Here is a 23,685-nt window from a genome sequence, read left to right as displayed (position 1 = left end):
AGGCGCGGAGGCCGGCGCGCGCCCGTCGCCAAGCACGCGAGGATACGAACGCGTCCTCGTGGGCCAGCAGCGTCGCGGTGCGCGGAAGGATGCAGCGGCAGCCGACCCGAGACACCGCCCCGGAGCTGGCGGTGAGGCGGGCTGTACACGCGGCTGGCTTGCGCTACTGGGTGGACACTGCGCCCCTGCGTTCACTGCGTCGACGGGCCGACATTGTCTTTGGGCCAGCTCGGGTAGCCGTCTTCATTGACGGCTGCTTTTGGCACGGCTGCCCTGAACATGGCAGCCGTGCCACGCATGCCAATTCCGAGTACTGGAAGACGAAGGTGGAGCGGAATCAGGCTCGGGACCGTGACACTGATGAGAAGTTGCATGAAGCGGGCTGGCACATTATCCGGGCTTGGGAGCACGAACCATCTGACCTCGTCGCCGAACTCGTCATAAGGACCGTGCGGGAGCGGCGGGATAAAATGCTACGCGGACATGTAGACAAGGCAGGGTCGGATTCCTCTTAGCTGGTCGCAGCTAGACGCCTCTCAGTGGATGCGACTCGCGCTAGTGGGGGGGTAGGCCCTGAGGTGGCTTTAAGGCTAGCTCAGACGCCATGGGGCATAGCAGAGTCTCGTCTGCGAGGGGCCGTCGTGGCTCATGGGGATTGGAGTGGCATCATTTCGCCTCTGTGTCACCAGGGATGAATGCAAAGGTTGCTGAACGTCTTCCGTCTTCAGGATGCGGTGAGGGGCTACTCTACTAATGAGTCCAACAGTGCCTGAGTCTCAGCATCGGTCGAATACAGCAGGGTTCCACGCATTCCTCGGCTCAGCAGCACCTTGTAGACGTTGCGGACGAGCGCCTCGAACTCTCGGTCGCTGACCCGCTTGGTGTTGCGGAAGTCGGGGTCCCGGTTGGCCGACCGGACAGCGATCCATCGGTCGTTCCGCCACACCAGGTCAGGACCGATCATGACGCCGTTCCAGTCGTACTCAAATCCCTGAGCGGTGTAGACGCAGCCGACTTGACCGAAGCCGGCCGGCGCGCTGGCCCACAGCGCCGACGGGGGAGCACCGCCCACTGACCGGTCGCCCTTGAGGTTCCACGGTCGTGCCCAGTCGCCGATCTGTACATCGGGGACCAGGGTGCCGTCCTTGCGCGGGTCGCTCCACGGCCAGCAGTAGCCGGCCGCCATGCGGGCGCCGTAGTGCTCCTCCAGCTTGGCGGCGAGTGCCGCCTCCATCGCCGATGGCGACTCGACGACACGCACCTCGAAGTTCGGGTCGCCGTCCCACGGGATCGGTCCGCCCGGCCGAAGCCCCAGCAGCCGCTCGACCCAGTCGATGTAGGCCTCGGACCCGCCGCACCGGTACTGCGCGCTCAAGTCGACGTGGTGCACCTCGAGGCCGCGCTTCCGTGCGGCCGCCATGATGTCCTCCACCGTCCCCATCTCGCCGGGGCGGACGACCTGGTTCTGGTCGAGCAGGAAGACCGGCACCCGGGCAGCGTCGATGAGCTCGTCCACTTGGGCCCTGGCGGTGCGGAGGTCTGCTCGCGTCCAGCGGTTGGCCGAGGTCTCGCGGAGTCGGTGCGCCTCATCCGCGATCAAGACGTCGATACCGTTCTTGTCGGCGTCCATGAAGCTGTTGAAGTATTTGAACAGCGACTGCACTTGTCGCGACCCGGCGCCGGCCACCCGTCGCAGCGTCTGGGTGAACGATCGCGAGCCCGTCGCGTGGATGGCAAATCGTCCGCGCCGGTTGAGCTCACCGAGCAGTGACAGCGCGATGACGCTCTTGCCGCTCCCAGGGCCGCCGGAGACAATCACGACGCTCTTGTGATCGCCGGCGCGGGCCTTCTCCACCTCGCGCATAACCAGGTCGAAAGCGACGCGCTGCTCGTCGAGGAGGACGAACTGCTCTCGGCGGCGGACCTCCTCGGCCGCGACGGCCATCAGCTGTTTGCTCGGTGCGATCGCCGAGTGCAGCAGCCGGTCGGCGAAGACGCTCCCGTCAACGGGTGCGAGCCGGCTGCGTAGGAAGCCCAGCCACTCCCTGCGGTCCTGACCGGTGAACAGCCGGCCGAGCTCGTCCTGCGGATAGTCGAACAGGCTGCCGACGCGGGACGTCGTCGCGTTGGGCAGGTAGGCCGCCCCGGCGAGGACGTCCGTGGTCCCGTGCAGGACGGACGTGAAGTCGAGCAGGTATTCGCCGTAGGACCGCACTTGGGCCACCGGGTGCAGCAGCGGGCGAGGTCCGTAGGAGGGCTGGACGACGAGCTCGACGTCGTCCTCGAAGCGTTCCGCCTCGGTCCACTGCTTGAGCTCGACGATGACGTAGGACGGGCCGTCTCTATGTGCATGCCGGCCGGCCAGGACGACGTCGATCCGCTTGCTGCTGAGCGGCAGCTGGTGTTCGAGCAGCACCTCGATCCGGTCGAGGCCGGCTTGGAGGAGGTCGTCGGCGAGGACACGGAGGCTGTCCTCCCAGGAGCGGATCTCGGATGCCGAGGCCCTGCGCTTCATCTGCGACGACATCTGCTGGGCGAGGACAGCGCCGACGTGGCCGTCGCTGGCGAGGTCGGCGAGGCCTCGCGCGGAGGTGCGCAACAGGGGCAAGGACAGTCTCCGGGCAGCACGAATCGACTCGTGCGGGTGGAGGCGTGTCCGGGGTCCGGAAGCCTGTCGGGCCGCGTCTCTGGACAGTAGCTGCCGTCACGGTGGGGATCCGTCCCGATACTCGGTCTGTGTCGGATATCGAGGACCTGACCCGGCGGATGCGCGCCTTCACCGAGGCCCGGGACTGGGGACGCTTCCACGACCCGAAGTCGCTGGCGTTGGCGCTCGTCATCGAGGGAGGGGAGCTGGCGGAGCTGCTCCAGTGGCTGCCGGCGGACGACCAGATGGCGGCCGTCTGTCAGCCGCGACTGCACGACCGACTGAGGGAGGAGACGGCCGACATGCTTCTCTACTTGCTGCGGCTAGCTGACATCGTCGGTGTAGACCTGGCCATGGCGACGCGAGGCAAGCTCGCGGCCAACGAAAAGCGCTTCCCGCCGGACGAAGCGTGGAGCATCGCGCCGGTCAAGGAGTGACCGCAACCGCGCGGTGTGTCACTTCCGCGAGCAGTGGGAACGGCGACCGATAGTGGTCAGGCCGAGCGGTAGAGGCTCGGCGAAGCGAGCACGGCCCAACGGGCTTCCGTCAGGACATGCCCTCACCCGCTGCGAACACCGGACGGCGTGGATGAGTGGCGACGTGGTTGGGCTCCATCAGAGCCGAGGACAGCGGCAACTGGGACATCTGTAAACGCGAGGGCCTGTTCGGATCGGACCGTCTGGCGGCACTGAAGGTCCGCGCCGGCGACGACATCGTCGTCTGGGGAGCTCGGCGAGGCTGGCTCGGTCGGCTTCGTGCCACCGCCGATGCTCACCCGCCGGCTCGTCTCGCGGACGTTCCGTGGTCGGAGCCGAAGCGCTACGAGGCGCTCATCCCCATGAGGGTCGTCGACGAGCCGACGAGTCCCGTGTGGATGGACGGCGAGGAGTTCATGGCTGTCGCCGGCGTCCACACCGTGCAGATCAGGAACTTTGAGCGACTCGCCGGTGACCGAGCTGCCGAAATCGTCGCGCTGATCGGAGGCCGTGCGCCTGCACGGGAGATTGAAGACGGGGCACCAGCGGAGGCGCAGGGAGCGGATGGGCCGCTCAAGGCAGAGCTCCTCGCCAGCATCGATGCATTGCGAGTCGATCGGCAGCTGGGCCGACCTGCTCGCTACCAGCATCTAGTGCTGCTCTGGGCGATCTCCCGGGCAGTCCGGGGTCATGAGCGAATGCAGGCGTACTCCACTGCCCGTGAGGAACTCAGTCGGCTCATGGCGCCCTTCGCGGTCGGCCAGACTCGGCCCGATCCGGCGCTGGCTTGGTACGCCCTCCGTGCTTGTCGCTGGTGGCGGCTGATCGGCGTCCCGGACGTACCCGAGGCTCGCGGGCGGGAGGTCGTACGGCGATCGGATCCCGCGGGTGGCCTGACCTTCGAGGCGGAGCAGCTGGTCGTTGGCGACGAGACGTTCCGTCGGCGAGCCATCGCGAGGCTGGCCAGAGCGATCGACGGGCATCCTGCTGCAGCTGCAACGATGTCCGCATTGTTCGACCCGGCGCCGACGGGACCTAAGGAGCACGTCTCAGAAGCTGAGCGGCTGCTGTCCGAACTGGTCGGGAAGACTGTCACGACGGCGGGTGGAGCCGTGGACAGGGTCCTGGCCTTGCGGCCACCCCATGTGCTCGTCGGAACCGAGCGCTCACCGGGGGGCCGGCCAGTCCCCATCGCGGACGTTCAGCTCGGCCTCGATCTGATGCGCCTGCACGGCGCGGTCTCCATCGACGTCGACACGTTGGGCCACCGAAGCTCCTTCGTGGGAGCGGTGTTGGCGAGCCGCTCCGACGTCGCGGTGTCCGGAACGCCGCCGGTAGCTGTTCTGGTCGCTGATAGCGAAGGGCCCGAGCCGTGGGATCCCACGTTCGACGGTGCGACGTCCGTGATGCGGACCGTCGAAGCGCGACGCGAGCAGCGACGCCTCCGAGCGACGCTTTTCGGCGTCGACTCCGTGCGCGCGTGTGCGCTGTGCGGGGACGAGTTCCCCGTCGCCTTCCTTCGCGCGGCTCACATCAAGCCCCGGTACGCCTGTAGCGATGAGGAACGCCGGCAGTTGCACCGCATTGCGATGCCGGCATGCGTCTTCGGCTGCGACGCGCTGTTCGAGGCCGGCTTCGTCGGAGTGGACGAGGACGGCACGTTGATCCTGTCTGGGGACGTCCATGCCGATGGAACCCTCAGTCGCCGAGCTGGTGCGCTTGTCGGGCGACGTTGCGATGAACACTCGCCCCTGACTGCGGACCTGTTCCGGTGGCATCGGGAGCATGTCCTGCGCGATCGACGGACCTAGACAGACGGTGTGTCGCGTCTGGTCCGGCGCTATGAGCAACGGATAGTGAGATGCCGGGGCAACAAGCGTCGGCACAGCGAGCACGGCCCAACGGGCTTCCGTCAGGACATGCCCTCACCCGCTGCGAACACCGGACGGCGTAGATGAGTGGCGACGTGGCTCGGGATCATCTCGAACGAACAGCGCGACGACTGGGCGGTCATGAAGGAGCGCTCGGCCTTCGGCTCTGACGCGCTCATCGCCTTGTCTATTCAGGCTGGCGATGAGCTGTTCGTGTGCACCGACGACGGAGGCATCCTCGCTCGATGTCGTGCCGTAGGCGACGCTCCGCGCCCCAGCGCGACAGGCGGGACTCGCCAGGATGTCGAGTCTCACCTCGTCCTCGTCCCCATCGAAGTGCTCGATGAGCCTGGCAGCCCGCTACGCGAGACGGATCTCCTAGCGGAGACGCTGCGCCACGGAAGCGCCGAAGGGCTTCCGGACGTCGTGCAGATCGACGCTCGTTTCGCCGAGCGCATGACCATCGCCCTGTCCAAGGCGTACCGCCCGCACCGGGAAGCACGTTCTGCAGGGGTGGCTTCCCAGATGGGCGATGGCGCGCCTGATCGACGTGGCCTGCTTACTACGGGAGTCCTGTTCAGCCACCTCGCGACGGCGGACTTGGTGGTCGAACAGACATATCTCGCCGGTACCGCAGGGCATGCCGGTGACGACCCACTGGCGGTGCTCCTGCCCGTGGGCAACCAAGGCGGATTTCGCTACGCCGGCTCGCCTTCGAAGGGCACCGTGCGGCTCGTCGTCCTCTACACCTCTGGTGTCAACGAGGACTGGCCGGACGTCCTCGATGTGGCCACCGGGACCTTCACGTACTACGGGGACAACCGGAAGCCCGGGTCGGAGCTGCACGAGACGCCGCGCAATGGGAACCAGATCCTGCGGTCGGCGTTCAGCCATGCGCTGGCAGGACCCGATGGGCGTGCGGCTGTACCGCCCTTCCTGCTGTTCGAACGAGCCAACGGAAGTGGGCGGGCGGTCCGCTTCCGGGGGCTCTTGGCTCCGGGGACGCCCAACACGCCGCCCGACCAGCAGTTGGTGGCGATCTGGCGCAGCCGGGGCGGCGAGCGGTTTCAGAACTACCGGGCCCTGTTCACGGTCCTCGATGAGTCCGTCATCTCAAGGCGGTGGATCCAGCAATTGCTCGCCCCTGGCGCAGTCATCACCACCGGGTCCGAAGCCCCGCCCAGCTGGCGCGAATGGGTAGAGGCGGACTCCTACCGCCCCCTGCTGGCACCGCCTACGAGTCAGCACCGTAGCCGCGCTGCCCAGGAGCCTGTGAGCGGTGGAGATCGCCGTCTGCTCGACGTGCTCTACGCCCATTTCGCCGATCGCCCGACGGATTTCGAGCCGTGCGCCGTCGAGCTGTTCCGCTTGCAGGCTCCAGCCGTCGAGAGCGTCGAGGTCACGAGGGCGAGCCGAGATGGAGGACGCGACGCGATTGGCCGTTACGCCATCGGCCCTGCCGCCGACCGGGTGCATCTGGACTTCGCGTTGGAAGCGAAGTGCTACCAGCCCGGCAACGCGGTCGGTGTCCGTGAGGTCTCACGGCTGATCAGCCGACTTCGGTTCCGACAGTTCGGGGTCCTCGTTACGACCTCGTACGTACGCGAACAGGCGTACAAGGAGATCCGCGAGGACGGGCATCCGGTCGTCATCCTCTCGGGAGCCGATCTTGTCGCCATCCTCAAGACAGCCGGACTCGGCAGCGAAGGCGGACTTCGAGCCTGGCTGCAGCGCCGATACCCGAATCCGTGAGCGCGATGATTGCAGCGTGTTCTGTCCGCCATTGGTCCTCGATGCTCCGCTTGAGGCGACCGGCCAGGGCGCCGAGCGGTGGCAGGACGAGCAGCTCCCCCCACCCGTGTCGACCTGGCCAAGCAGTTTCACTAGACGGCCACAGCTATGCCTCGACCTTGTCGATCACCCATGGATGCGGCCAGTCGTGCCGGTACGGCGCCATCACCAGCACGTGCGGGTTCACGGCCGGATATCCCCTCGTCAAGCTGCGTTGGTTACTGACTCATCGGAATGACCTCTCCCCGACATCAGTGATCCAGATCGCTCTCTGTGCTTTGCTGGTGGCAGTCCGCAGCGGGGAGATGAAGCTTGTTCGGGTACACGACAGAGCAGGTCAGGACGAGCTACGGGTATCACCCCGAAGCCCGGGACGTGGAAGCCCTCGCTGGCGTCGTGCCAGGCGTCGATGCTCTGTTCGTAGGCCCCCCTCGGCTGGAGCACCGCGACCTGTTTGGGGAGGTCCGCCACCTAGGTCAGCCCGAGGTCGAGCTGCCTGAGGGCGTGTACTGGTTCTCACGACCCACGCAGACCCGAAGCATGGTCGTCTCCCGTGGAGCGCCGGCCGGCACGAGCCAGCGCGTTGAGGTCAACGACCTCCCGACCGAACACGCTCTGCGCGATGCGGAGGCGTGGCTCGACCACCTGTGGTCAATCGGAACTGACGTACCCGCCCCGAAGTTCGCGATCAACGACGACGTCGTGGTGGTGAACACCGGTCGCGACCACCCCGTACGGGCCCGCCGATTCGCTGCCGGCCGATGGATATATGAACTCCGAGTGGACGGGCGGCAGGTCACCTTCGGCGAGGAAATGCTGACGGGATTGCAATCCAGTGACACGGTCCACGACTGGATCAGGCAGTCTCCCGACACAGCACGCCGACTGAGTGCGACGCTGACTCGCGAGAAGCTCGCAGGCGCCTTCACGGACACTCTCTTCTCGTTCCGCGCGACGCGGACCATCTTCCGCGCCTACCAGTTCCGTCCGGTCATCCGCATGCTTGAGTCAGGCAAGTCCCGCATCCTCATCGCGGACGAAGTGGGTCTCGGTAAGACCATCGAGGCAGGCCTCGTATGGACGGAGCTCGAGGCGCGCAAGTCGGCCGATCGGGTCCTCGTCGTCTGTCCGGCATCGCTCGTGGCGAAGTGGCGTCGCGAGATGGAGGACCGCTTCGGGTTCCACCTGACCGAACTGTCAGGGGCGGCGGCTAGCGACTTCGAACAGCGAGCGCGTGAGAACCGCTTGCCGCGCCGGTTCGCTTACATCGTCAGCCTCGAACGCTTCCGCATGTGGGAATCGATGGAGGAGCTGGCCGATCTGGCGGGCCCATTAAGCCTCGCCATCGTTGACGAGGCACACAACATGAGGAACGTCAGCACTGCGTCCCACCAAGCTGGCGCGTTGCTGAGTGACTGGGCCGAGGCGCTCGTCCTGCTGACGGCAACCCCCATCAACCTGCGCAATGAGGATCTGTACAACCTGCTGGAACTGCTAGCTCCGGGCGACTTCGGAGATGCCGGGTCCTTGGAGCTGCAGTTGGAGCCGAACGTCGTTCTGAACCGCGTGGGCGGGCTCCTTACGGCACCAGGTGTCGATGGTGCGACCCGTCTACGAGCACTGGATGAGATGCGCGCTCTCTCCATGGGGCGCCCTCTGGTCAGGCGAAAGGAATTCGCCTCGCTGCGCGAGATCGTGGGACGGGACGACCTGAGTGCGCGAGAGATCGTGCAGGCGCGGCGCCACCTGGCTGAGCTCAATGTCCTCTCCTCTGTCTTCACCCGGACTCGACGGGTCGAGGTGGACGAGAAGAAGGCACTGCGGCAAGCCACGGACACGCGGGTTGTGTGGACCCCAGCAGAGTCACGCTTCTACGACGAGTACGTCACCTGGTGTCGCAATCGCGCAGCGGCGGCTGGCCAGCCGGCGGGATTCGCGATGCAGATGCCCCTGCGCCTGGCGTCCGCATGTCTCCCCGCGGCGAGGGACGCGGTTCTGCGCTGGAGCATCGAGGACGAGGTCGCCGACGAGGACTCAACCACCGGGCCCCCGGCGACGTCGAAGCCTCCTATGCTCCGGCCGCACGCTGAGCTCCTTGAGGCGGCGGATGCGATCGGCGCCGTCGACAGCAAATTCGACGCCGTCGCTCCCAAGCTGCTCGAGGTCATCCACTCGGGGCGTCGAGCATTGCTCTTCACCTTCTCGCGTCCGACGCTCGCTTACCTCGAAGCCCGCCTCCGGGATCGCTGCCGAGTGGCAGTTCTCCACGGCGGCGTCGACCGCGACCGCAGAAACCAAATCATGGCGGACTTCCGCGCTGGTCGGTACGACCTCGTGTTGGCCAACAAGGTCGCGAGTGAGGGCTTGGACTTCGAGTTCTGCTCGGTGATCGTGAACTACGACCTGCCGTGGAATCCCATGGAGGTCGAGCAGCGCATCGGGCGCATCGATCGAATCGGACAGGCGGAGGAGCGAATCTCGATCCTCAACGTCTGGTGCCCTGCGGCTCTGGACGACCGCATCAAGCAGCGGCTCCTCTCTCGGATCGGCGTCTTCGAGAGCAGCATCGGGGCGCTGGAACCGATCGTGACGGATCACCTGAAAGCACTCCAGGACGTCGTCTTCGACTTCGACCTCAGCGACGAGCAGCGAGCGGCCAAGGCGGACCATGCGCTGGCCGCAATCGAGGAGCAGCGCAGCAGTCTCGAAGATCTCGAGACTGCTACCCCGTTCCTGCTCGGGGCATCGACGGCTGACGTTGCCGGCTTGGAGAGGGATCTCGTGGCCTCCGGTCGCTACATCGGCGCTGCCGAGCTCCAACACGTGATCGAAGACTGGGCCGCTCTCTGTCAGGCCCCCTCTCCTGTGGTGGTAGACGGGGGTGCGGGCATGCGCCTCCGCGGCAATCGCGACATGGCCGACCGACTCCACCGCCTGGTGGTGGACGAACGGTTGAGTCGCGACGAGGCAGGCCGCTATGAGCGCGCGCTCCGGAACGAGGAGGAGCTGCACCTCGTGCTGGACCAAGAAACCGCGCGAACGAGCCAGACCATGGACCTGCTGTCGGCGCGGCATCCTCTCGTTCTGGCAGCCGCCAACGTGCCTGAGCACCGTCGTGCTCGCTTTGCAGTCGTTCGCGTGGCTGCCCGCGGAGAACTCGAACCGGGAACCTTCGTCGTGCAGCTGGCGGTCGCGCGGTGGGAGGCGCCGCGCGCCGGCCAGGAAATCTGGGGAACGGCTGCGCGGGCGGATGGCCGGCTCGTGGGTGACGAGTACGTGGATGTCCTCCTCGCTCGACTGGCCACTGGTGAGCTGCAGGAAGGACGGCAACCGGTCCCGACGTCGCTCGACAGGTGCGTGGACTACCTCCAAGAGCTGATGGACGATCGAATGCTCCGCGAGAACGAGCGGCGGCGAAGCGAGATCGCTGCGCTGATCGAGTCTCGACGAGTTCTTCTCGAGGATCAGCACGAGCGGGCGCGCGCCTCGATCCGGGCACGGCGACGGACAGCTCTCGAGCGCGGCAAGAGCCGAGGCGTGAAGCTCTTCGACAGCCAATTGGCTCGCCGCGAGGAGGCTCACCGCCAGACGCTGCGCGACCTCGACACGACGGGTGCACCGGACGTGGCGGTGTCTCCGCTGGCTGTCTGTGTCCTCGAGGTGAGCGAGTGAGTCCTCAGGACCCAGCGGTCCTCGCCGACGAGCGGGCGCGGAACAAGCGGTATGTGCAGACTTTGACGGACAAGGCCAGACGAGCGGTTCGGTCGGCGAGGCCGCGGGTGTCTGAACCTTCGAGAGGAAGGAAGGGGGTGGCACAGCTCGAGCGTCCGGTTCCTCAACCATTCGTCGGGCGAATCGGGCTGACTGCACCCGATGCGCTCTTGAAGTCGGACGACGTCTACATCGGGCAGTGGTACGCCCGGGAGCGCGACTTCGTGGTGATCAGCTGGGCCGCGCCGGCGGCGGATGCCTTCTACGGCCACGGCCCCGGTGCGCATCTACTCGGCGATGTGCAGATCACGCGAGCATTCACTCCGCGCGGTGATGACATCGTGGGGTACGACGACGAGCGCCGAGACTCGGGAGACGGTGCGACGGCGTTCGATCGCAGGACAGCGTTGGTGGTGCCACGGCCGCCGACGCGTCACCCATCTCCGGACGTTTCCGTTGCCAATGGGCACCCAGCGAGTCCCTCACAGCAGAAGCTGGTAGACGCTGAGCCGGCGCGGCGATCGGTGCCAGCCTCAGAGCCGGTCCGAGAGGTTCCACGGAAGATCGGTCCTCCAGTCGCTGACGCGACGGCCCTGCGGCACAAGAAGGCGCTACTCAGAGCGTTGACCTCCCCTCGGCGGGCGGAGCTGCACCAGGTGCTGGCGACGCTTCAGCCGCGCCAGCACGTTCTTGTCAAGTGGGATGCGGCAACGCCACTCGTAGTCCAAGGTCACCCCGGCGCCGGAAAGACCATCGTTGCGGTCCACCGCGCCGCTTACCTGGTGCACCCGGACCGGGAGGGCACCCCGGTCGCGGGAAAGGTGCTCCTGCTCGGTCCTACCGGCAACTACGTGAAGCACACGATGCGAGCAGTTCGTGACCTCGTGTCGGATGGCAGGGTCATCGTGCGCAGTCTCGACGAGCTCTTCCGCAAGATCCTTCCGGACTTGGGCGATGAGCACGGGGAAGCGGGCGACGAGACCTACCAGGACTTCGACCGAGAGCTCTGTACCTTGGTCGATTCGGCAGCAGACATGCTGCGTCGGCGAGGTCGACTTCGCGAGACGGAGTCGAGGTCAGAGGCTGCGCGAGTCATCTACCAGGAGCTGAGGACCAAGGCGGGCTTCGCGTCGCCGGACTGGATCCCTTACCTGCGCGCGCTACCAGACTGGAGCACGGCTCTGCGCAGGCAACGCCTTTGGCCACTGGCGGCCTACTGCGCGCTTGCATCTGGGCTGCACCGCTTCGAGTCGCCAGGGCACGTCGTCGTCGACGAGGCCCAGGATGTGCGTCCGATCGAATGGCGCATCCTGCGCCTGCTGGTGCGTCCGGACGCCGGCTGGACTCTCGTCGGCGACATGAACCAGCGTCGCTCAGATCACAGCAGCATGTCCTGGCAGCAGAGCCTAGGGTTCCTGGACCTGCCCGCGGACACACACATCGAGGACTACCGAAGCGTATTCAGATCGACTACGGCGATCCACAAATTCGCTGGCCAGCTCTTGCCGAGGCACGAGCGGCATGGCGTTGCGGTGCAAGAAGAGGGACGCCGTCCCATGACGTGGAAGGTTCGCCCCGACGACATGCCTACGGCGCTGGTCACGGCAGGGGCCAAGCTGGCACGCGAGCACCAGGGCGGCACGGTAGCTGTCATCGGCGTGAAGCCCGATCCGCTGCGCGCAGCATTCGTGAGACACGGCTGGAAGGCTCGGACAGCAGGCAGCGATGAGTACTCCGACGGAGAGCTCACAGTGCGGGTGCTCTCGGCGAATGACGCCCGCGGTCTGGAATTCGACGGTGTCGTCGTCTTCGAGCCGATCGACTTTCCCAAGAACCTAGGGCGGCACGGGCTCTTGTACACGAGCCTGACGAGAGCCAATCGGTCGCTCGCGGTGGTGCACTCGAAGGGCCTGCCGGATGAGCTTCGTCGTGCTCCTGCGGACCGAATCGACTGAGCTGTCGGCACCACCGGGCCATCCCTCGAGTGGCGAGCAGGGCGCATCGAGGCCGTGCATGCGACCCGCTGTCAGCGGTCGCGCTACGTCCGCAGCTCTCAGGAGAGCTGCGGACAGAAAACGTCTCGTAGGTAGCCGTTCATCTCCTGGGAATCGGCGAGGGGTGCCCTAGCAGCGACGTCCTCAGCGATTTGCGCGGACCAGGTGGTTTGGCCGCTTGTGACCTTGTCGCAGACGGATACCATGATCGCCGCAAAATTCTGCGCCTGGTCAAAAGGCAGGGGTGTACCGGGGGAGAGGCCATATCCGGTCGCGTCGGCCTTGGCGCCCAACTGGCGAATCATCGACTCAGTGACACCGCGGCTGGCCAGGAATTCGGCGATTGCCTCTGAACCGTCGGTGCCCGGCTGGGTTGGTGGTGGTGCGTGGCCCAACTCTCCGTCGGCACCAGAGTCGGTGCTGGGCAGGTCTTCGGCTACGGGAGTCTTCTCACCACTCGAATCGCCACAGGAGGAAAAGCCCCACCCGATCAACGTGAACACCACACCGGCCGCCACGATACGCGGGACCCATCGCCCCGGGTCGGTCCTGTGAATAGGCAGCTTGCCCGTCCCGGCACAGCGCTTCGTTCCGTGCGGCAGAACGATGCCGCTGCCGCGCTCGAGTGGTATGGACTCGAGGCATCCCGCGCACTTGCCTGTGCGCCGGCTCGGCCTCGGCGGGATCGGTTCGATGTGCACGGTGTCGACTGGCTCAGACATCGGTTCCCCCGTGGTCGGTGCGGCCAGCGCGAAGTTACACGCTCATTCGCGAGCAGCCATGTGCGTCAGAACAGCCCAACTGCGGATTCGGTGTGCGCCGGCGCCTTCACTTCAACTGACCGTTCACGCCGGCACGCAGTGGACCCACGTTTGTCCATGGGGACGTCCCGGTCGAGGGTCCACACGCCGTCGGACCGCAGGCGCGTGAACGGATAGGCGGCGCTCTGCGCCCGGCCGGTCCGCGACGGCGGGCCGAACTCCGCGATGAGGTCCGCGAGCTCATGCTCGGCGACGTGCCACGGCACCTCGCTCGATCCACCGGCCGCCAGGTGGCTCAGTGCCAAGACCAGCAGCGGCTTGTGCGGTGAGCGACGACCGTCCTGCTCGTGTTGGCGGAGTGGCGCCAGCTGGTCGAGGACTGCGTGCGCCTGGTCGGCGAGAGCTGCCACCGCGCCACGATCACCGACGAGCAGTACGACCCAGGGGAGCACCACAGGGTCGCATCAACGACATGGGGTCATGGGCCTCACGAGAATGCGGCTTCGCAACTCAGTTGGGTAGCTCAAGTGGCACGTCGGCTCGGGTGGCTCCAGCTGCATTCACGAGGTCGTCCACCGCGCGGTGGAGTGCCGCGGTGATGGAGTGGTCGGGCAGCCGGTCGGCGATCGCCCGTTCGACGCTCGTGTAGTACCAGAGCAGCTCGTCGCGCGAGGCGTTGAACGTCGACCAGAACACTTGCCCGTACCGGCGGACGTCGGCGGCGATGCAGAGCCCGTTGTGCGTCTTGTCCGCCGCGGTCACCAGCAGGGCGTCGAGGGGCTTGTCGCTCAGCCCGGCGACGTACGGCCGCTTGCGCTCGGCCCACGTCCCGCTGCGGTTGCCCTCGGCGTCCAGCCCGTCCGAGCACGCCCGCACGATGTCCGCGACGTCGTCGCCGAAGCGCGACCGGATCTCGGCCAGGACGGCGCCGCCGGTGCCCTTCGGCGCATCCTCGACGGCGTCGTGCAGCAGCCCGGCGATCGCCTGGTCCTCGCTGCCGCCGTGCTCGAGCACCAGCGCGCTGACGCTCATCAGGTGCGTCAGGTAGGGCACCCGCGAGCCCTTGCGCAGCTGCTCCCGGTGGTGCTCCGCCGCGTAGGCCAGCGCCTCGTCGTAGCGACTCGACAGCGGGCCGCTGCCCATCGTCCGGCGGTCCTCGAGTGACGTCATCCGCTCAGTCCTCCCATCCGGCCGACGGTGCCCCTCGCTCCGTGCCGACCGCTCGCGTAGTTTGCGCACGAACGCGCAAACTCATATTAGACGGGAGTCGCGTTAATGTCCACGACCGAGTACCGGGACAGCTCCGGCCGCCGATTGGTCGACTACCCGCGGCCGTCGGTCGCCGTCGACACTGCCGTGCTGACCCCCGACCCCGACCGGGGGCTGCTGGTCCTCCTCGTCCGCCGCGACAGCGCGACCCGGTCCGACGCGTGGGCGTTGCCGGGGACCTTCCTGCACGAGGGGGAGACCCTCGCCGACGCGGTGCTGCGGTCGCTCGACCAGAAGGCCGGCCTCCGCGGCCAGGCGCCGCGGCAGCTGCACGTCTTCGACGACCCGCGGCGCGACGACCGGGGCTGGGTGCTGTCGGTGGCGCACGTCGTCCTGCTGCCGATGGCGGTCGGCGAAGGGCGCCCGGGCGACGTCCAACTGCGCCCGGTGGCGGAGGCCACCGGCCTGCCTTTCGACCACGACGGCATCGTGGGGATGGCGGTCACCCGAGTCCGGGCCGCCTACGCCGAGCGGCCGGATCCGGAGCGGCTGCTGCCGGAGCCGTTCACCCTGCGCGACCTGCGGCGGCTGCACGAGACCGTCGCCGGCCGGCGCCTGCAGCCCGACGTCTTCCGGCGGCACGTCAGGGACCGTCTCGAGAGCACGGGGGAGATGACCCGCGGCTCGGTCGGGCGGCCGGCCGAGCTCTTCCGGCACGGCTGACGACCGGCCGGGGTGGCGTCTGGGGTTCGTGGGACGTGTCGGTCCCCGACGTCCGCCGGACCGGCCGCCGCCCGTGTGACGGTCGCGTCGTGCTGCTCAGGAACCAGGTGGCCGCGTGACCGCGGCAGAGGACGCGCTCCTCCCGCGGCTGTTCGACCGGATCGTCGAGGCGTCCGGGTCGGGGAGCCTGGGCGACCGCGCCGGCGACCTCGTGCTCGCCGCCTACCAGGGCGACGCCGAACTGGCTGCCGCCGTCGCCTCCACCGGCCCCCGCGAGGAGCCCGAGGCGACGGCGGCTGCGGTCGTCGACGTCCCGCGCACCTACCTGAAGAGCATCACGGTGTCGGGTTTCCGCGGCATCGGCCCCGAGAAGTCCCTCCGGCTGCAGCCCGGCCCCGGCCTCACGCTCGTCGTCGGCCGCAACGGCTCGGGCAAGTCGAGCTTCGCCGAGGCCGCCGAGATGGCGCTGACCGGCAGCAACGCCCGCTGGAAGGACCGTGCCGCGGCCTGGACGAGCAGCTGGCGCAACCTGCACAGCAGCGACGTCGACCCGGCGGTCGGCGTCGAGCTCGTCGTCGACGGCCAGCCGGGCGTCACCAAGGTGCTGCGCACGTGGGTCGGCGACGACGTCGAGGAGTCGCAGGCGTCCGTGCAGCAGCACGGCGGCCGCCGCGAGCTGCGTGAGCTCGGCTGGGACGAGGCGCTGGTGTCCTACCGGCCGTTCCTCTCCTACGCCGAGCTGGGCGCGATGCTCTCGGGCCGGCCCTCGGACCTCTACGACTCGCTGTTCCGCATCCTGGGCCTGGAGCGGGTGGTGCACGCCCAGACCCGGCTCAAGGCCGAGTGCAAGCGGCTCAAGGACGCCGAGACCGCGGTGAAACAGGCGCGCAAGGCGCTGCTCGCGGACCTCGAGGGCGTCGACGACGACCGGGCCCGCCGGGTGGCTGCCGTCCTTGGCCAGCGCACGCCCGATCTCGACGCCCTCCGCGAGGTCCTGCGTGCCGAGACGGAGCCCATGGCCGACCTGGCGCCGCTGCGCGCCTGGGCCGCCCTCCCCGTCCCCGACGTCGATGGAGCGCTCGCCGCAGCCGACAAGCTGCAGGCCGCCGCGGCCGCCGTCGCCGCACTGACCGGGGACGACAGCGAGCACGCCCGGCGGCTGGCCGACCTGCTCGAGGCGGCGCTGGTCCACGCCGGCCACACGGCGACCACCGACTGTCCCGTCTGCGGCGCGGCGGACCGCCTGGACGACGCCTGGCGCACGGCCACCCAGGGCGAGGTCGCCCGCCTGCGCGAGCAGGCCGGCGCGGCCGAGGACACGCACCGCGAGCTGCGCGCGGCCCGCGCAGCCGCCGCTGCCGCTGCACCGCCGCCGCCCCGCCTGGTGGAGACCGTCCCGGCCGGCGTGCCGGGGGAGGGGCTGGCCGAGCGTTGGCGTTCTTGGGCCGCTGCCGCTCGCGACGACGCTGCGTCAGTCGCCGTCGCCGCGCTCCGCGGGGGCACGGCCGGCCTGGTCACCGCTCTCCAGGACGCCGTGGCGGCTGCCCGTGTCGAGCTGGGGCGCCGCGAGGACGTCTGGCAGCCGCTGGCGCAGCGTCTCCGCGAGCACGTCGACGCAGCCGAGGCGGTCTTCTTGGCCTCAGACGTCTGCGCCGACCTGCAGGCGGCCGAGAAGTGGCTGAAGGCCCAGACCGACGGCCTGCGCGACGAGGGACTCGCGCCGATCGCCGAGCGGGCCGCCCGCACGTGGCAGGAGCTGCGCCAGGAGTCGAACGTCGACCTCGGGCCGGTCCGGCTCGAGGGCAGCGCCACCCGCCGTCGCGTCGCCCTCGACGTCACCGTCGACGGCGAGGCCTCGGCCGCGCTCGGCGTCATGAGCCAGGGCGAGCTGCACGCGCTCGGTCTCGCGCTGTTCCTGCCGCGCGCCATGCTCGAGCAGAGCCCGTTCCGCTTCCTCGTCATCGACGACCCGGTGCAGGCCATGGACCCGGCCAAGGTCGACGGCCTGGCGCGGGTGCTCGCCGAGGTCGCCGGCTCCCACCAGGTCGTCGTCTTCACCCACGACGACCGGCTGCCCGAGGCGGTCCGCCGGCTGCAGCTGGGCGCCACCATCTGGGAGGTGACCCGCCGGGAGCGCAGCGTCGTCGAGCTGCGCAAGTCCGACGACCCGGTGGCTCGCTACCTCGACGACGCCCGCGCCGTCGCGCTCACCCGCGACCTCGGCGAGGCGGCCCAGCGGCTCGTCGTCCCGGGCCTGTGCCGCTCGGCGATCGAGGCGGCCAGTCACGAGGTGGTCCGCACCCGGCGGCTGGCGTCCGGTGCGCGGCACGCGGACGTCGAGGACGCCCTCGCCGGCGCGCGGACGACGACGGCGACCATGGCGCTCGCGCTCTTCGACGACGCTGCCGAGGGCGGCCAGGTGCTGCCCACGCTGGACCGGCGCTTCGGCCGGCGGGCCGCGGACGCGTTCCGCGCCTGCAAGGAAGGGGCGCACGCAGGGCACGACGGTCTGATGGCCGACCTGGTCAGGGACGTCGAGCAACTGGTCGCCAGCGTGCGCCAGGCAGCGTTCCGGTGACGGCCACCCTCCCCGGGCTGGACGACCCCGCCAGCCCGGCGGACGAGCTGCTCGACGACGCGGACCGGCTGCTCGCCGGCGGCCTGACCACCCGCGGCGGCTGGTGGCCGCGGGCGACCGGCTTCCTGCTCCGCGCGGCGCTCGAGCGCGAGCTCGCCGCCTACTGGACGCGGGTCGCGCCCGGTGTGGAGCAGTGCTCGATGCGGGCCCAGCTCGCCGTCCTCCGGCGGTCGGAGTACGCCGGCGTGCGGACCGCCACCGACGTCGCCGCCGCCTGGCTCGCGCTGAGCCGGGCCTGCCACCACCACGCCTACGAGCTGGCGCCCACGCTCGCCGAGCTGCGGGGGTGGGCTCAGAGGGTCCGCGCCGCGACGGCCGCGTTGCGACAACTGGCTGCCGGCGCCTCCACCTGACGCTGCCGGCCGTGCGTCACGCGGCCAGCGGGAGTCCGTGGAAGACCTGCTCCCGGTGCCAGACGACGTGGCGAGCGGCCGGCGACGGCGTGCCCGGGCGAGGCTGTAGCCGACGGCCGTGGAGGTCATACACGGCGCGGCCGTGCGGAGTACGGGCCGAGAACCGCTGGGACACCACCAGCGTCAGGTCGTCGTCGAGGCCGAGGACGCCGCGGTCGAACAGCTTGTGGTGCAGCGAGCAGAGCGCCAAGCCGTTGTCGAGCTCGTCGGGGCCGTCGACGGTGAACCACCGGATGTGCGCCGCCTCCAAGCCGACGGGCACACCACCGACCTGCCCGTCGAAACCGCAGAACGCGCACTGCCGGTCCCACGCCTCCAGCACCTGCGCCGGCCAAGCACTGCTCCGCCGCCGACCGGTCGGCGGCGCTCCCGTCCCGCCGTGCAGCAGTCCGGGGTCGAGCCCGACGGCGACGAGGACGTCGGGCGCGACGGTGGCGGGGAAGTGGGCCTCGACGAGCCCGCGGGCGACGTCGTCGACCAGCCCGGGGCGCGAGCACAACGCCGCCTCCAGCGACGCCTCGAGCCGGCCCGTGACGCCGGCGCGCAACGGGCCGACGGTGTCCATGGGCACGTCCCGGTCGAGCGTCCACACGCCGTCGGACCGCAGCCGGGTGAACGGATAGGCGGCGCTCTGCGCCCGGCCGGTCCTCGACGGCGGCCCGAACTCCTTGAGGAGGTCCGCGAGCTCCCGCTCGGCGACGTCCCACGGCAGCGCGCTCGACCCGTTGGCCGCCAGACGGCCCAGCGCCAGCAGGACCAGCAGCGGCTTGTGCGGTGAGCGGCGGCCGTCCTGCTGGTGTTGACGCAGGGAGGCCAGTTGCGCGAGGACCTCACGGACCTCGGCCCCGGGAGTCGCCATGGCTACTCACTATCGCCGAGCCGCGTGCAGCCACCTGGGCGAACCCGCAGCGCGTCGCTCAAGGTCCTGGCCTCAGCTGCCGACGTCGGTGTGATGACCGTGCTCTCCGTCCAGCCGTTCGCGACCGCGGTGGTCGAGCCGACCGATGTCCTCGGCGGCCTGCTGGACGGCCTGACGCGTCAGATCTCCGCCGAGCCCTGGCTCGGCGTCCTGCTCGTCCTGCTCTTCGCACACGCGGTGATCCGCAGGATCCCGAGCCTGGTGCACGGACGGCGGCAACGCGACGCCCAGCGGTGCTTCCTCCGGGACGACAAGCGGGTCATCCTCGCCCGCGCGGGTCACCGGTGCGAGCACCACTCGCTCCTCGGTGGCCGGTGCCGCGCCACCGAGGACCTGCAGGCCGACCACGTCCACCCGCACAGCCGGGGCGGTGTCACGCGTGTCGAGAACGGCCAGGCGCTGTGCCCGCGGCACAACGGGCGGAAGGCGGCGCGCGTCCCGTGGACCTGGGAGCTCCGTCGGCTCGAGCGCCGGAGGGAGGCCTACTTCCCGTCCGGCATCCCGACCGGAGTCGTGCGGCACGGGGCTGCGGATGTGAGTCCGCACGCAGTTCCTTGAGCGTCCGGCGCCTCGCCTGACCCGGACGGGTGAGGCGTCGCTGCCTTTCGTCGGTCCCGCCCGGTACCAATCCCGAGGGCTCCGATCCGATCGGGTTCCGTTGGTCCGACGGTGTGCTGACAGGCGGGTGCGACCCGCGACGGGGGAGAGATGTTCCGGAAACCGCTGCGCCGAGATCCCCTCGTCGTCGGCTGGGTCGTCGTCCTGCTGCTGGCCGGCTTCGTCGCGCTCAGCAACAACACCGAGTGGAGCGGCTCCGTCGAGGCCGAGCGCGTCGCGGGCTTCCTCAAGGACCTCGCCGAGGCCTTCCTCTGGTCCTTCTTCCTCCTGCTCCTCGTCGCCTGGCTGCGCGCCAAGGGCTGGTTCGGCGACGCCGCCGGCCCGGCACCGAGGCACCCGAAGCCCGAGCAGCCCCGGTCCGCCCTGCCCTGGACCGACCGCTGGATCCGCGACTGGCGCCAGGAGGCGGCCCAGGGCCGCCCGGCCGGCGACGCCGAGCCCCAGCTCCTCGCCTGCCGGCACGGCGTCCCGGCCGGGCCGGTGCCCGACGGGCAGGTGCCCGTCCTGCGCGCGATCTCGGTCAGCCACACGATCGTCCGGCCGGGGTCGGACGTCCTCGTCACCTGGTGCTTCGAGCACGCCCGCGACGTCCTCGTCGACGGCCATCCCGGCCACCCGCCGTGCGGGGAGGCGCTGGTCCGCATCGAGGCCAGCCGGCGGGTCGACGTCGCCGGCCGCAACCGGTTCACGACGACGCCCGCGGCCACCCCCGTGGTCGCCGCCGTCGCCGTCCCGCAGCTCGACCTGCCGAGCGTCGCCGCACCGCCGCCGGTGTCCCTGCGCGCCGACGTCGCCGCCACCGTCGGCGCACCCTCGCCCGTCACCGACCGGCTCGACGCCTTCTGGGCCACCCAGGACGCCCTCCGCCCCCGGATCGAGGTGTCGCCGCGCCTGGTCGGCGTGCCCGACTCCCTCCTCGACAGCCTCCGGCGTGCCGGAAGGAAGGACACCCCGTGACCCGCCGCCGGTCCCTCCGCGCCGTCGTCAGCGAGCAGTTGCTCACCGTCGCCGGAGCCAACCGCGAGGTCCTGCAGGACGCGCCCAAGGAGCGCGGCAAGCAGGTCGCGATGGGCGCTGTGCTCGTTTCCACCGCCGCGCTCGCCGCGGTCTCCGCGAGCTACGCGCTGTACGTCGCCCTGCACCTGTGGGTGCCCGTCGCGGTCCTCGGCGGCCTGGCGTGGGGCCTGGTCATCCTCAACCTCGACCGCTGGCTGGTCGTGTCGACGCCGCGGCTGAAGAGCAAGGTCGGCACGATCGTCATGGCGCTGCCGCGGGTGGCCCTCGCCGTGCTCATCGGCGCAGTCGTCTCGACGCCGCTCACCCTCGCCGTCTTCAGCGCCGAGATCGAGACCGAGGTCGAGGTGATGGCGGCGGAGGCCGAGGACGAGTTCACGCAGCAGCTCGCCGAGGACACCCGCTACGCGCAGCTGCCCGCCATGCGTGAGCAGATCGCGACGCTGCAGGCCGACATCGCCGACGGGGTCACCCAGGCTGACGTCGACGAGGACCCCGCCGTCGCCGCGCTGCAGGCCCGCTTCGACGACGTCGACGCGCGCTACAACGCCGCGGAGGCGGCCTACAACGCCGAGCTCGACGGGTCCGGCGGCACCGGCCAGCGCGGCTACGGCCCGGCGACGACGGCCCGGCAGGCCGACCGCGACCGGCTCCGCGCCGAGCGGGACGACGTCGCCGCGGAGCTCGAGGCGCTGAAGGCACGGACGTACCAGCAGTTGCTCACCGAGGAGGAGCGGAACACCGTCACGCAGCAGGCGGAGGTCGAGCGCCTGCAGGGGCTGGTCGCCGACGCCGAGGAGCAGCGCGCCGACGACGTCGCGGCGCACGACGCGGCCGTCGACGACAGCGACGGGATCCTCGCCCGGATGACCGCCATGGAGCGCATCCAGGACGACGAGCCGACGCTCGCGACGGCGCACGCGCTGCTGTTCGCGTTCCTCACCGCGCTCGAGTGCCTGCCGATCCTGTTCAAGACGATGCTCGCCCTCGCCCCGCCGTCCCTCTACGAGCGGCTGCTCGCGCTGGGGGAGGAGAAGGTCGAGGAGCGGGTCCGGCTGCGGATGCAGACCGAGTACGAGGAGGCCGAGGTCCTGGCCAAGTCGGCGCTCGCGGCCGCCGAGGCGCGGGCGGCCCGCACGCTGGAGGCCGAGTCCCGGGCCACCGGGCTGGTGCTGGAAGCCCAGCTCGAGGTGACCCGGCAGGGCGTCGAGCGCTGGAAGGACCAGCAGCTCACCCCCGCCGGCAGCACCGGTATCGGCACGAGCTTCGTCAAGCAGCCGCGTCCCGGCCCGCGACCCGACCCGTGGCCGGTCGGCACCCCGAACTGACAGGAGACCCGGTGACCCTCACCGAGCGGACGCTGTGGGCGCTGGCCGCGGCCGCGTACCCCGCCGTCTCCCTGCACGACTACGACGCCGTCCACCGGACCTTCGGCCCGGCGTTCGGTCCGTGGCGGCCGGTCGTCGTCGGCCGCGACGGCGGCCCGGTCACCGTGCTCGCCGCCGGCGGCACCACCGATCCGCTCGCGGCGCTGGCCGCCGTCGCCGAGGAGTGGCGCGTGCTCGTCGACCGGCCGGGGCTGATGGACCTCGCCCCGTGCCCGGAGCACCCGGCCGCCGGCGACGTCGCCCGCTCCGCCCCGCAGGGGCTGCTCCTGCGGCACGGCCTGGCCCGGCTCGGCGGGCACGCCGGCGACGTCGACGTCCCCGCGGACCTGCCCCTGGGACTGCGCCCGCGCCGGTAGCGGTCACAGCCACGCCTCGACCTCGTCCAGCTGTGCGTGGGTGAGGCCGACGTAGAGGTCCGGGGCAACCACCAGCACGTGCGGGTGGGCGGCCAGCCAGTCGCCGGTGTCGTCCGCCTGCTCGGCCAGGTCGTCGTCGATCCACACGATCCGCCGGTCCGGTTCGGCCGCGGCCACCTCCTGCGCGACGGCCAGCTTCCACCAGCCCGACGCGCCGCCGAAGATCCCGAGGAAGCCGGTCGGCGCGGAGTCGGTACGGGCGTGCACCTTCAGCCCGCGCGGCAGCCCCATCGGCTCGGCGAGCAGCCGGTCGGCGTCGGTGGTCCAGGTGGTCAGCCACTGGATCTCGACCCGGCCGGCCTCGTGCAGCCCGCGGAGGCGGGCGGTGACGGTGGGGTCCCAGGACAGCAGGAACCCGTTGAACGTGCCCCGCGCCCAGCCGACGGGCAGCGTGCGGACCGGCGCGTTGAGCACGCCGTCGACGTCGAGCAGCAGGATCGGACGGTCCCCGGTCGAGCCCATGGGCGGTTCCTACCCCCGGCGACGGGCGCCCGGTGCCCCCTGGCCGACACGTCTGCAGCGATCTGGTGACGGCGCCGCGAGTCGGTCTGGCGTCCGGACGCATTCTCGGCTTTACTCCGCGGGCCGCCGACAAAGGAGTCTCCCGTGGTCGCTGGGCGCATTCGGAGCAATGTGCTGAAGAGGCGTGCCGTCGTGACGTTCGCGGGACTCGTCGCAGTTTCCGTGACATTGACGGCGTGTGGTCAGGGACGTTCCGTGGAGGCGTACTGCGACGTCTTCTACGGCGAGGGTCAGGAACTGAGGGACGCCTGGACCCAGGCCGGCAACACCGATGACCCGCTGGCGGGCATGGCAGCCATATTCTCCGCTCCGCGCGATCTCGCCATCTTCTTCGGTCGACTCGCGGAGGTCGCTCCCGACGAGATCGAGCCGGACGTGGCGGCGCTGCGCGACGCATTCCAGGAGCAGGCGGACTCCCTGGGCAGCCAGGCGGGCGAGCTCATGGACAACCCACTGGGGGCTCTGGCTGGTGCGTTCGCGGCCGGGTTGTCGACCAGTGGCGCGGAGCAGCGGGTCAACCAGTACACCCTCGACAACTGCGGTCCTCCGCCGACGAACTGACGGAGAGGGCCGT

General features: G+C 69.8%; 20 protein-coding genes and 1 pseudogene. 14 read left to right on the top strand and 7 right to left on the bottom strand.

Annotated elements, in window-relative coordinates; genetic code table 11:
- Window positions 1-89: 89 nt before the first annotated feature.
- Window positions 90-515: a very short patch repair endonuclease gene (locus ACI79L_RS13315; RefSeq protein WP_456937246.1), complete on the top strand. Its 426-nt coding sequence runs from the start codon at window positions 90-92 to the stop codon at window positions 513-515.
- 227 nt (window positions 516-742) lie between these two features.
- Here the strand turns inward: ACI79L_RS13315 and ACI79L_RS13310 are convergent, their stop codons facing one another.
- Entirely contained in the window at window positions 743-2,599 is a 1,857-nt protein-coding gene (locus ACI79L_RS13310; RefSeq protein ID WP_456937245.1) for a DNA/RNA helicase domain-containing protein, read from the bottom strand.
- Between the two features lie 137 nt (window positions 2,600-2,736).
- Between ACI79L_RS13310 and ACI79L_RS13305 the strand changes: the two genes are divergently transcribed.
- The 5 genes from ACI79L_RS13305 to ACI79L_RS13285 all read left to right on the top strand — a co-directional run bounded on the left by ACI79L_RS13305 (window position 2,737) and on the right by ACI79L_RS13285 (window position 12,451).
- Complete coding sequence (locus ACI79L_RS13305; RefSeq protein ID WP_456937244.1) at window positions 2,737-3,084, top strand: nucleotide pyrophosphohydrolase; 348 nt, start codon at window positions 2,737-2,739, stop codon at window positions 3,082-3,084.
- Between the two features lie 155 nt (window positions 3,085-3,239).
- Window positions 3,240-4,934, top strand: coding sequence for a hypothetical protein (locus ACI79L_RS13300; RefSeq protein ID WP_456937243.1), 1,695 nt, complete (start codon window positions 3,240-3,242; stop codon window positions 4,932-4,934).
- Window positions 4,935-5,081: 147 nt separating this feature from the next.
- On the top strand, window positions 5,082-6,746 hold the full coding sequence (locus ACI79L_RS13295) for a restriction endonuclease (protein WP_456937242.1): 1,665 nt from the start codon (window positions 5,082-5,084) through the stop codon (window positions 6,744-6,746).
- Between the two features lie 579 nt (window positions 6,747-7,325).
- Window positions 7,326-10,457, top strand: coding sequence for a DEAD/DEAH box helicase (locus tag ACI79L_RS13290; protein ID WP_456937241.1), 3,132 nt, complete (start codon window positions 7,326-7,328; stop codon window positions 10,455-10,457).
- A gap of 137 nt (window positions 10,458-10,594) precedes the next feature.
- Window positions 10,595-12,451, top strand: coding sequence for a UvrD-helicase domain-containing protein (locus tag ACI79L_RS13285; RefSeq protein WP_456937240.1), 1,857 nt, complete (start codon window positions 10,595-10,597; stop codon window positions 12,449-12,451).
- A gap of 98 nt (window positions 12,452-12,549) precedes the next feature.
- Here the strand turns inward: ACI79L_RS13285 and ACI79L_RS13280 are convergent, their stop codons facing one another.
- The 3 genes and pseudogenes from ACI79L_RS13280 to ACI79L_RS13270 form a co-directional block, all read right to left on the bottom strand.
- A complete protein-coding gene (locus ACI79L_RS13280; protein WP_456937239.1) occupies window positions 12,550-12,996 on the bottom strand; it encodes a hypothetical protein in 447 nt (148 codons plus the stop codon).
- 325 nt (window positions 12,997-13,321) lie between these two features.
- Window positions 13,322-13,661, bottom strand: a pseudogene (locus tag ACI79L_RS13275) (phosphorothioated DNA-binding restriction endonuclease); the annotation flags it as partial.
- A 100-nt stretch (window positions 13,662-13,761) separates the two neighbouring features.
- Window positions 13,762-14,421 (bottom strand): HD domain-containing protein, encoded by a 660-nt coding sequence (locus ACI79L_RS13270; RefSeq protein ID WP_456937238.1) that lies wholly within the window; start codon window positions 14,419-14,421, stop codon window positions 13,762-13,764.
- A 105-nt stretch (window positions 14,422-14,526) separates the two neighbouring features.
- On the opposite strand from ACI79L_RS13270, the gene ACI79L_RS13265 reads away from it, so the two are divergent.
- The 3 genes from ACI79L_RS13265 to ACI79L_RS13255 all read left to right on the top strand — a co-directional run bounded on the left by ACI79L_RS13265 (window position 14,527) and on the right by ACI79L_RS13255 (window position 18,174).
- A complete protein-coding gene (locus tag ACI79L_RS13265; protein ID WP_456937237.1) occupies window positions 14,527-15,183 on the top strand; it encodes an NUDIX hydrolase in 657 nt (218 codons plus the stop codon).
- 115 nt (window positions 15,184-15,298) lie between these two features.
- Window positions 15,299-17,761, top strand: a complete 2,463-nt coding sequence (locus tag ACI79L_RS13260) for an AAA family ATPase (RefSeq protein WP_456937236.1) — start codon at window positions 15,299-15,301, stop codon at window positions 17,759-17,761.
- Window positions 17,758-18,174 (top strand): hypothetical protein, encoded by a 417-nt coding sequence (locus tag ACI79L_RS13255; RefSeq protein ID WP_456937235.1) that lies wholly within the window; start codon window positions 17,758-17,760, stop codon window positions 18,172-18,174. The genes ACI79L_RS13260 and ACI79L_RS13255 overlap by 4 nt, the downstream gene beginning before the upstream one ends.
- A 16-nt stretch (window positions 18,175-18,190) precedes the next feature.
- Here the strand turns inward: ACI79L_RS13255 and ACI79L_RS13250 are convergent, their stop codons facing one another.
- Entirely contained in the window at window positions 18,191-19,093 is a 903-nt protein-coding gene (locus ACI79L_RS13250; RefSeq protein ID WP_456937234.1) for a phosphorothioated DNA-binding restriction endonuclease, read from the bottom strand.
- 72 nt (window positions 19,094-19,165) lie between these two features.
- Entirely contained in the window at window positions 19,166-19,507 is a 342-nt protein-coding gene (locus ACI79L_RS13245) for a hypothetical protein (RefSeq protein ID WP_456937316.1), read from the bottom strand.
- Between ACI79L_RS13245 and ACI79L_RS13240 the strand changes: the two genes are divergently transcribed.
- The 4 genes from ACI79L_RS13240 (at window position 19,415) to ACI79L_RS13225 (ending at window position 22,529) form a co-directional block, all read left to right on the top strand.
- Complete coding sequence (locus ACI79L_RS13240) at window positions 19,415-19,711, top strand: HNH endonuclease (RefSeq protein ID WP_456937315.1); 297 nt, start codon at window positions 19,415-19,417, stop codon at window positions 19,709-19,711. The two genes, ACI79L_RS13245 and ACI79L_RS13240, sit on opposite strands and share 93 nt — an antisense overlap.
- Window positions 19,712-19,861: 150 nt before the next feature.
- Window positions 19,862-20,728, top strand: coding sequence for a hypothetical protein (locus tag ACI79L_RS13235; RefSeq protein ID WP_456937233.1), 867 nt, complete (start codon window positions 19,862-19,864; stop codon window positions 20,726-20,728).
- Window positions 20,725-22,113 (top strand): DUF4407 domain-containing protein, encoded by a 1,389-nt coding sequence (locus ACI79L_RS13230; RefSeq protein ID WP_456937232.1) that lies wholly within the window; start codon window positions 20,725-20,727, stop codon window positions 22,111-22,113. Before ACI79L_RS13235 ends, ACI79L_RS13230 begins: the two co-directional genes overlap by 4 nt.
- An 11-nt stretch (window positions 22,114-22,124) precedes the next feature.
- Window positions 22,125-22,529, top strand: a complete 405-nt coding sequence (locus tag ACI79L_RS13225) for a hypothetical protein (protein WP_456937231.1) — start codon at window positions 22,125-22,127, stop codon at window positions 22,527-22,529.
- Window positions 22,530-22,532: 3 nt separating this feature from the next.
- On the opposite strand, the gene ACI79L_RS13220 is transcribed toward ACI79L_RS13225, so the two are convergent.
- Window positions 22,533-23,051 carry an HAD domain-containing protein gene (locus ACI79L_RS13220; RefSeq protein ID WP_456937230.1) on the bottom strand — a complete coding sequence of 173 codons (519 nt, stop codon included), beginning with the start codon at window positions 23,049-23,051 and terminating at the stop codon, window positions 22,533-22,535.
- 255 nt (window positions 23,052-23,306) lie between these two features.
- Here ACI79L_RS13220 and ACI79L_RS13215 point away from each other — a divergent pair, with 255 nt between their 5' ends.
- Window positions 23,307-23,672 (top strand): hypothetical protein, encoded by a 366-nt coding sequence (locus tag ACI79L_RS13215; protein ID WP_456937229.1) that lies wholly within the window; start codon window positions 23,307-23,309, stop codon window positions 23,670-23,672.
- Window positions 23,673-23,685: the final 13 nt, after the last annotated feature.

Source organism: Geodermatophilus sp. SYSU D00684 (assembly GCF_054050455.1).
This window is presented reverse-complemented; position numbering and strand designations above follow the sequence as displayed.

Excerpts from the sequence above, each read along its gene's own strand:
- ACI79L_RS13315 (WP_456937246.1), top strand. The coding sequence starts at position 90 with ATGCAGCGGCAGCCGACCCGAGACACCGCCCCGGAGCTGGCGGTGAGG.
- ACI79L_RS13290 (WP_456937241.1), top strand. The coding sequence starts at position 7,326 with ATGGTCGTCTCCCGTGGAGCGCCGGCCGGCACGAGCCAGCGCGTTGAG.
- ACI79L_RS13270 (WP_456937238.1), bottom strand. The coding sequence starts at position 14,421 with ATGACGTCACTCGAGGACCGCCGGACGATGGGCAGCGGCCCGCTGTCG.
- ACI79L_RS13265 (WP_456937237.1), top strand. The coding sequence starts at position 14,527 with ATGTCCACGACCGAGTACCGGGACAGCTCCGGCCGCCGATTGGTCGAC.
- ACI79L_RS13250 (WP_456937234.1), bottom strand. The coding sequence starts at position 19,093 with ATGGCGACTCCCGGGGCCGAGGTCCGTGAGGTCCTCGCGCAACTGGCC.
- ACI79L_RS13235 (WP_456937233.1), top strand. The coding sequence starts at position 19,862 with ATGTTCCGGAAACCGCTGCGCCGAGATCCCCTCGTCGTCGGCTGGGTC.
- ACI79L_RS13220 (WP_456937230.1), bottom strand. The coding sequence starts at position 23,051 with ATGGGCTCGACCGGGGACCGTCCGATCCTGCTGCTCGACGTCGACGGC.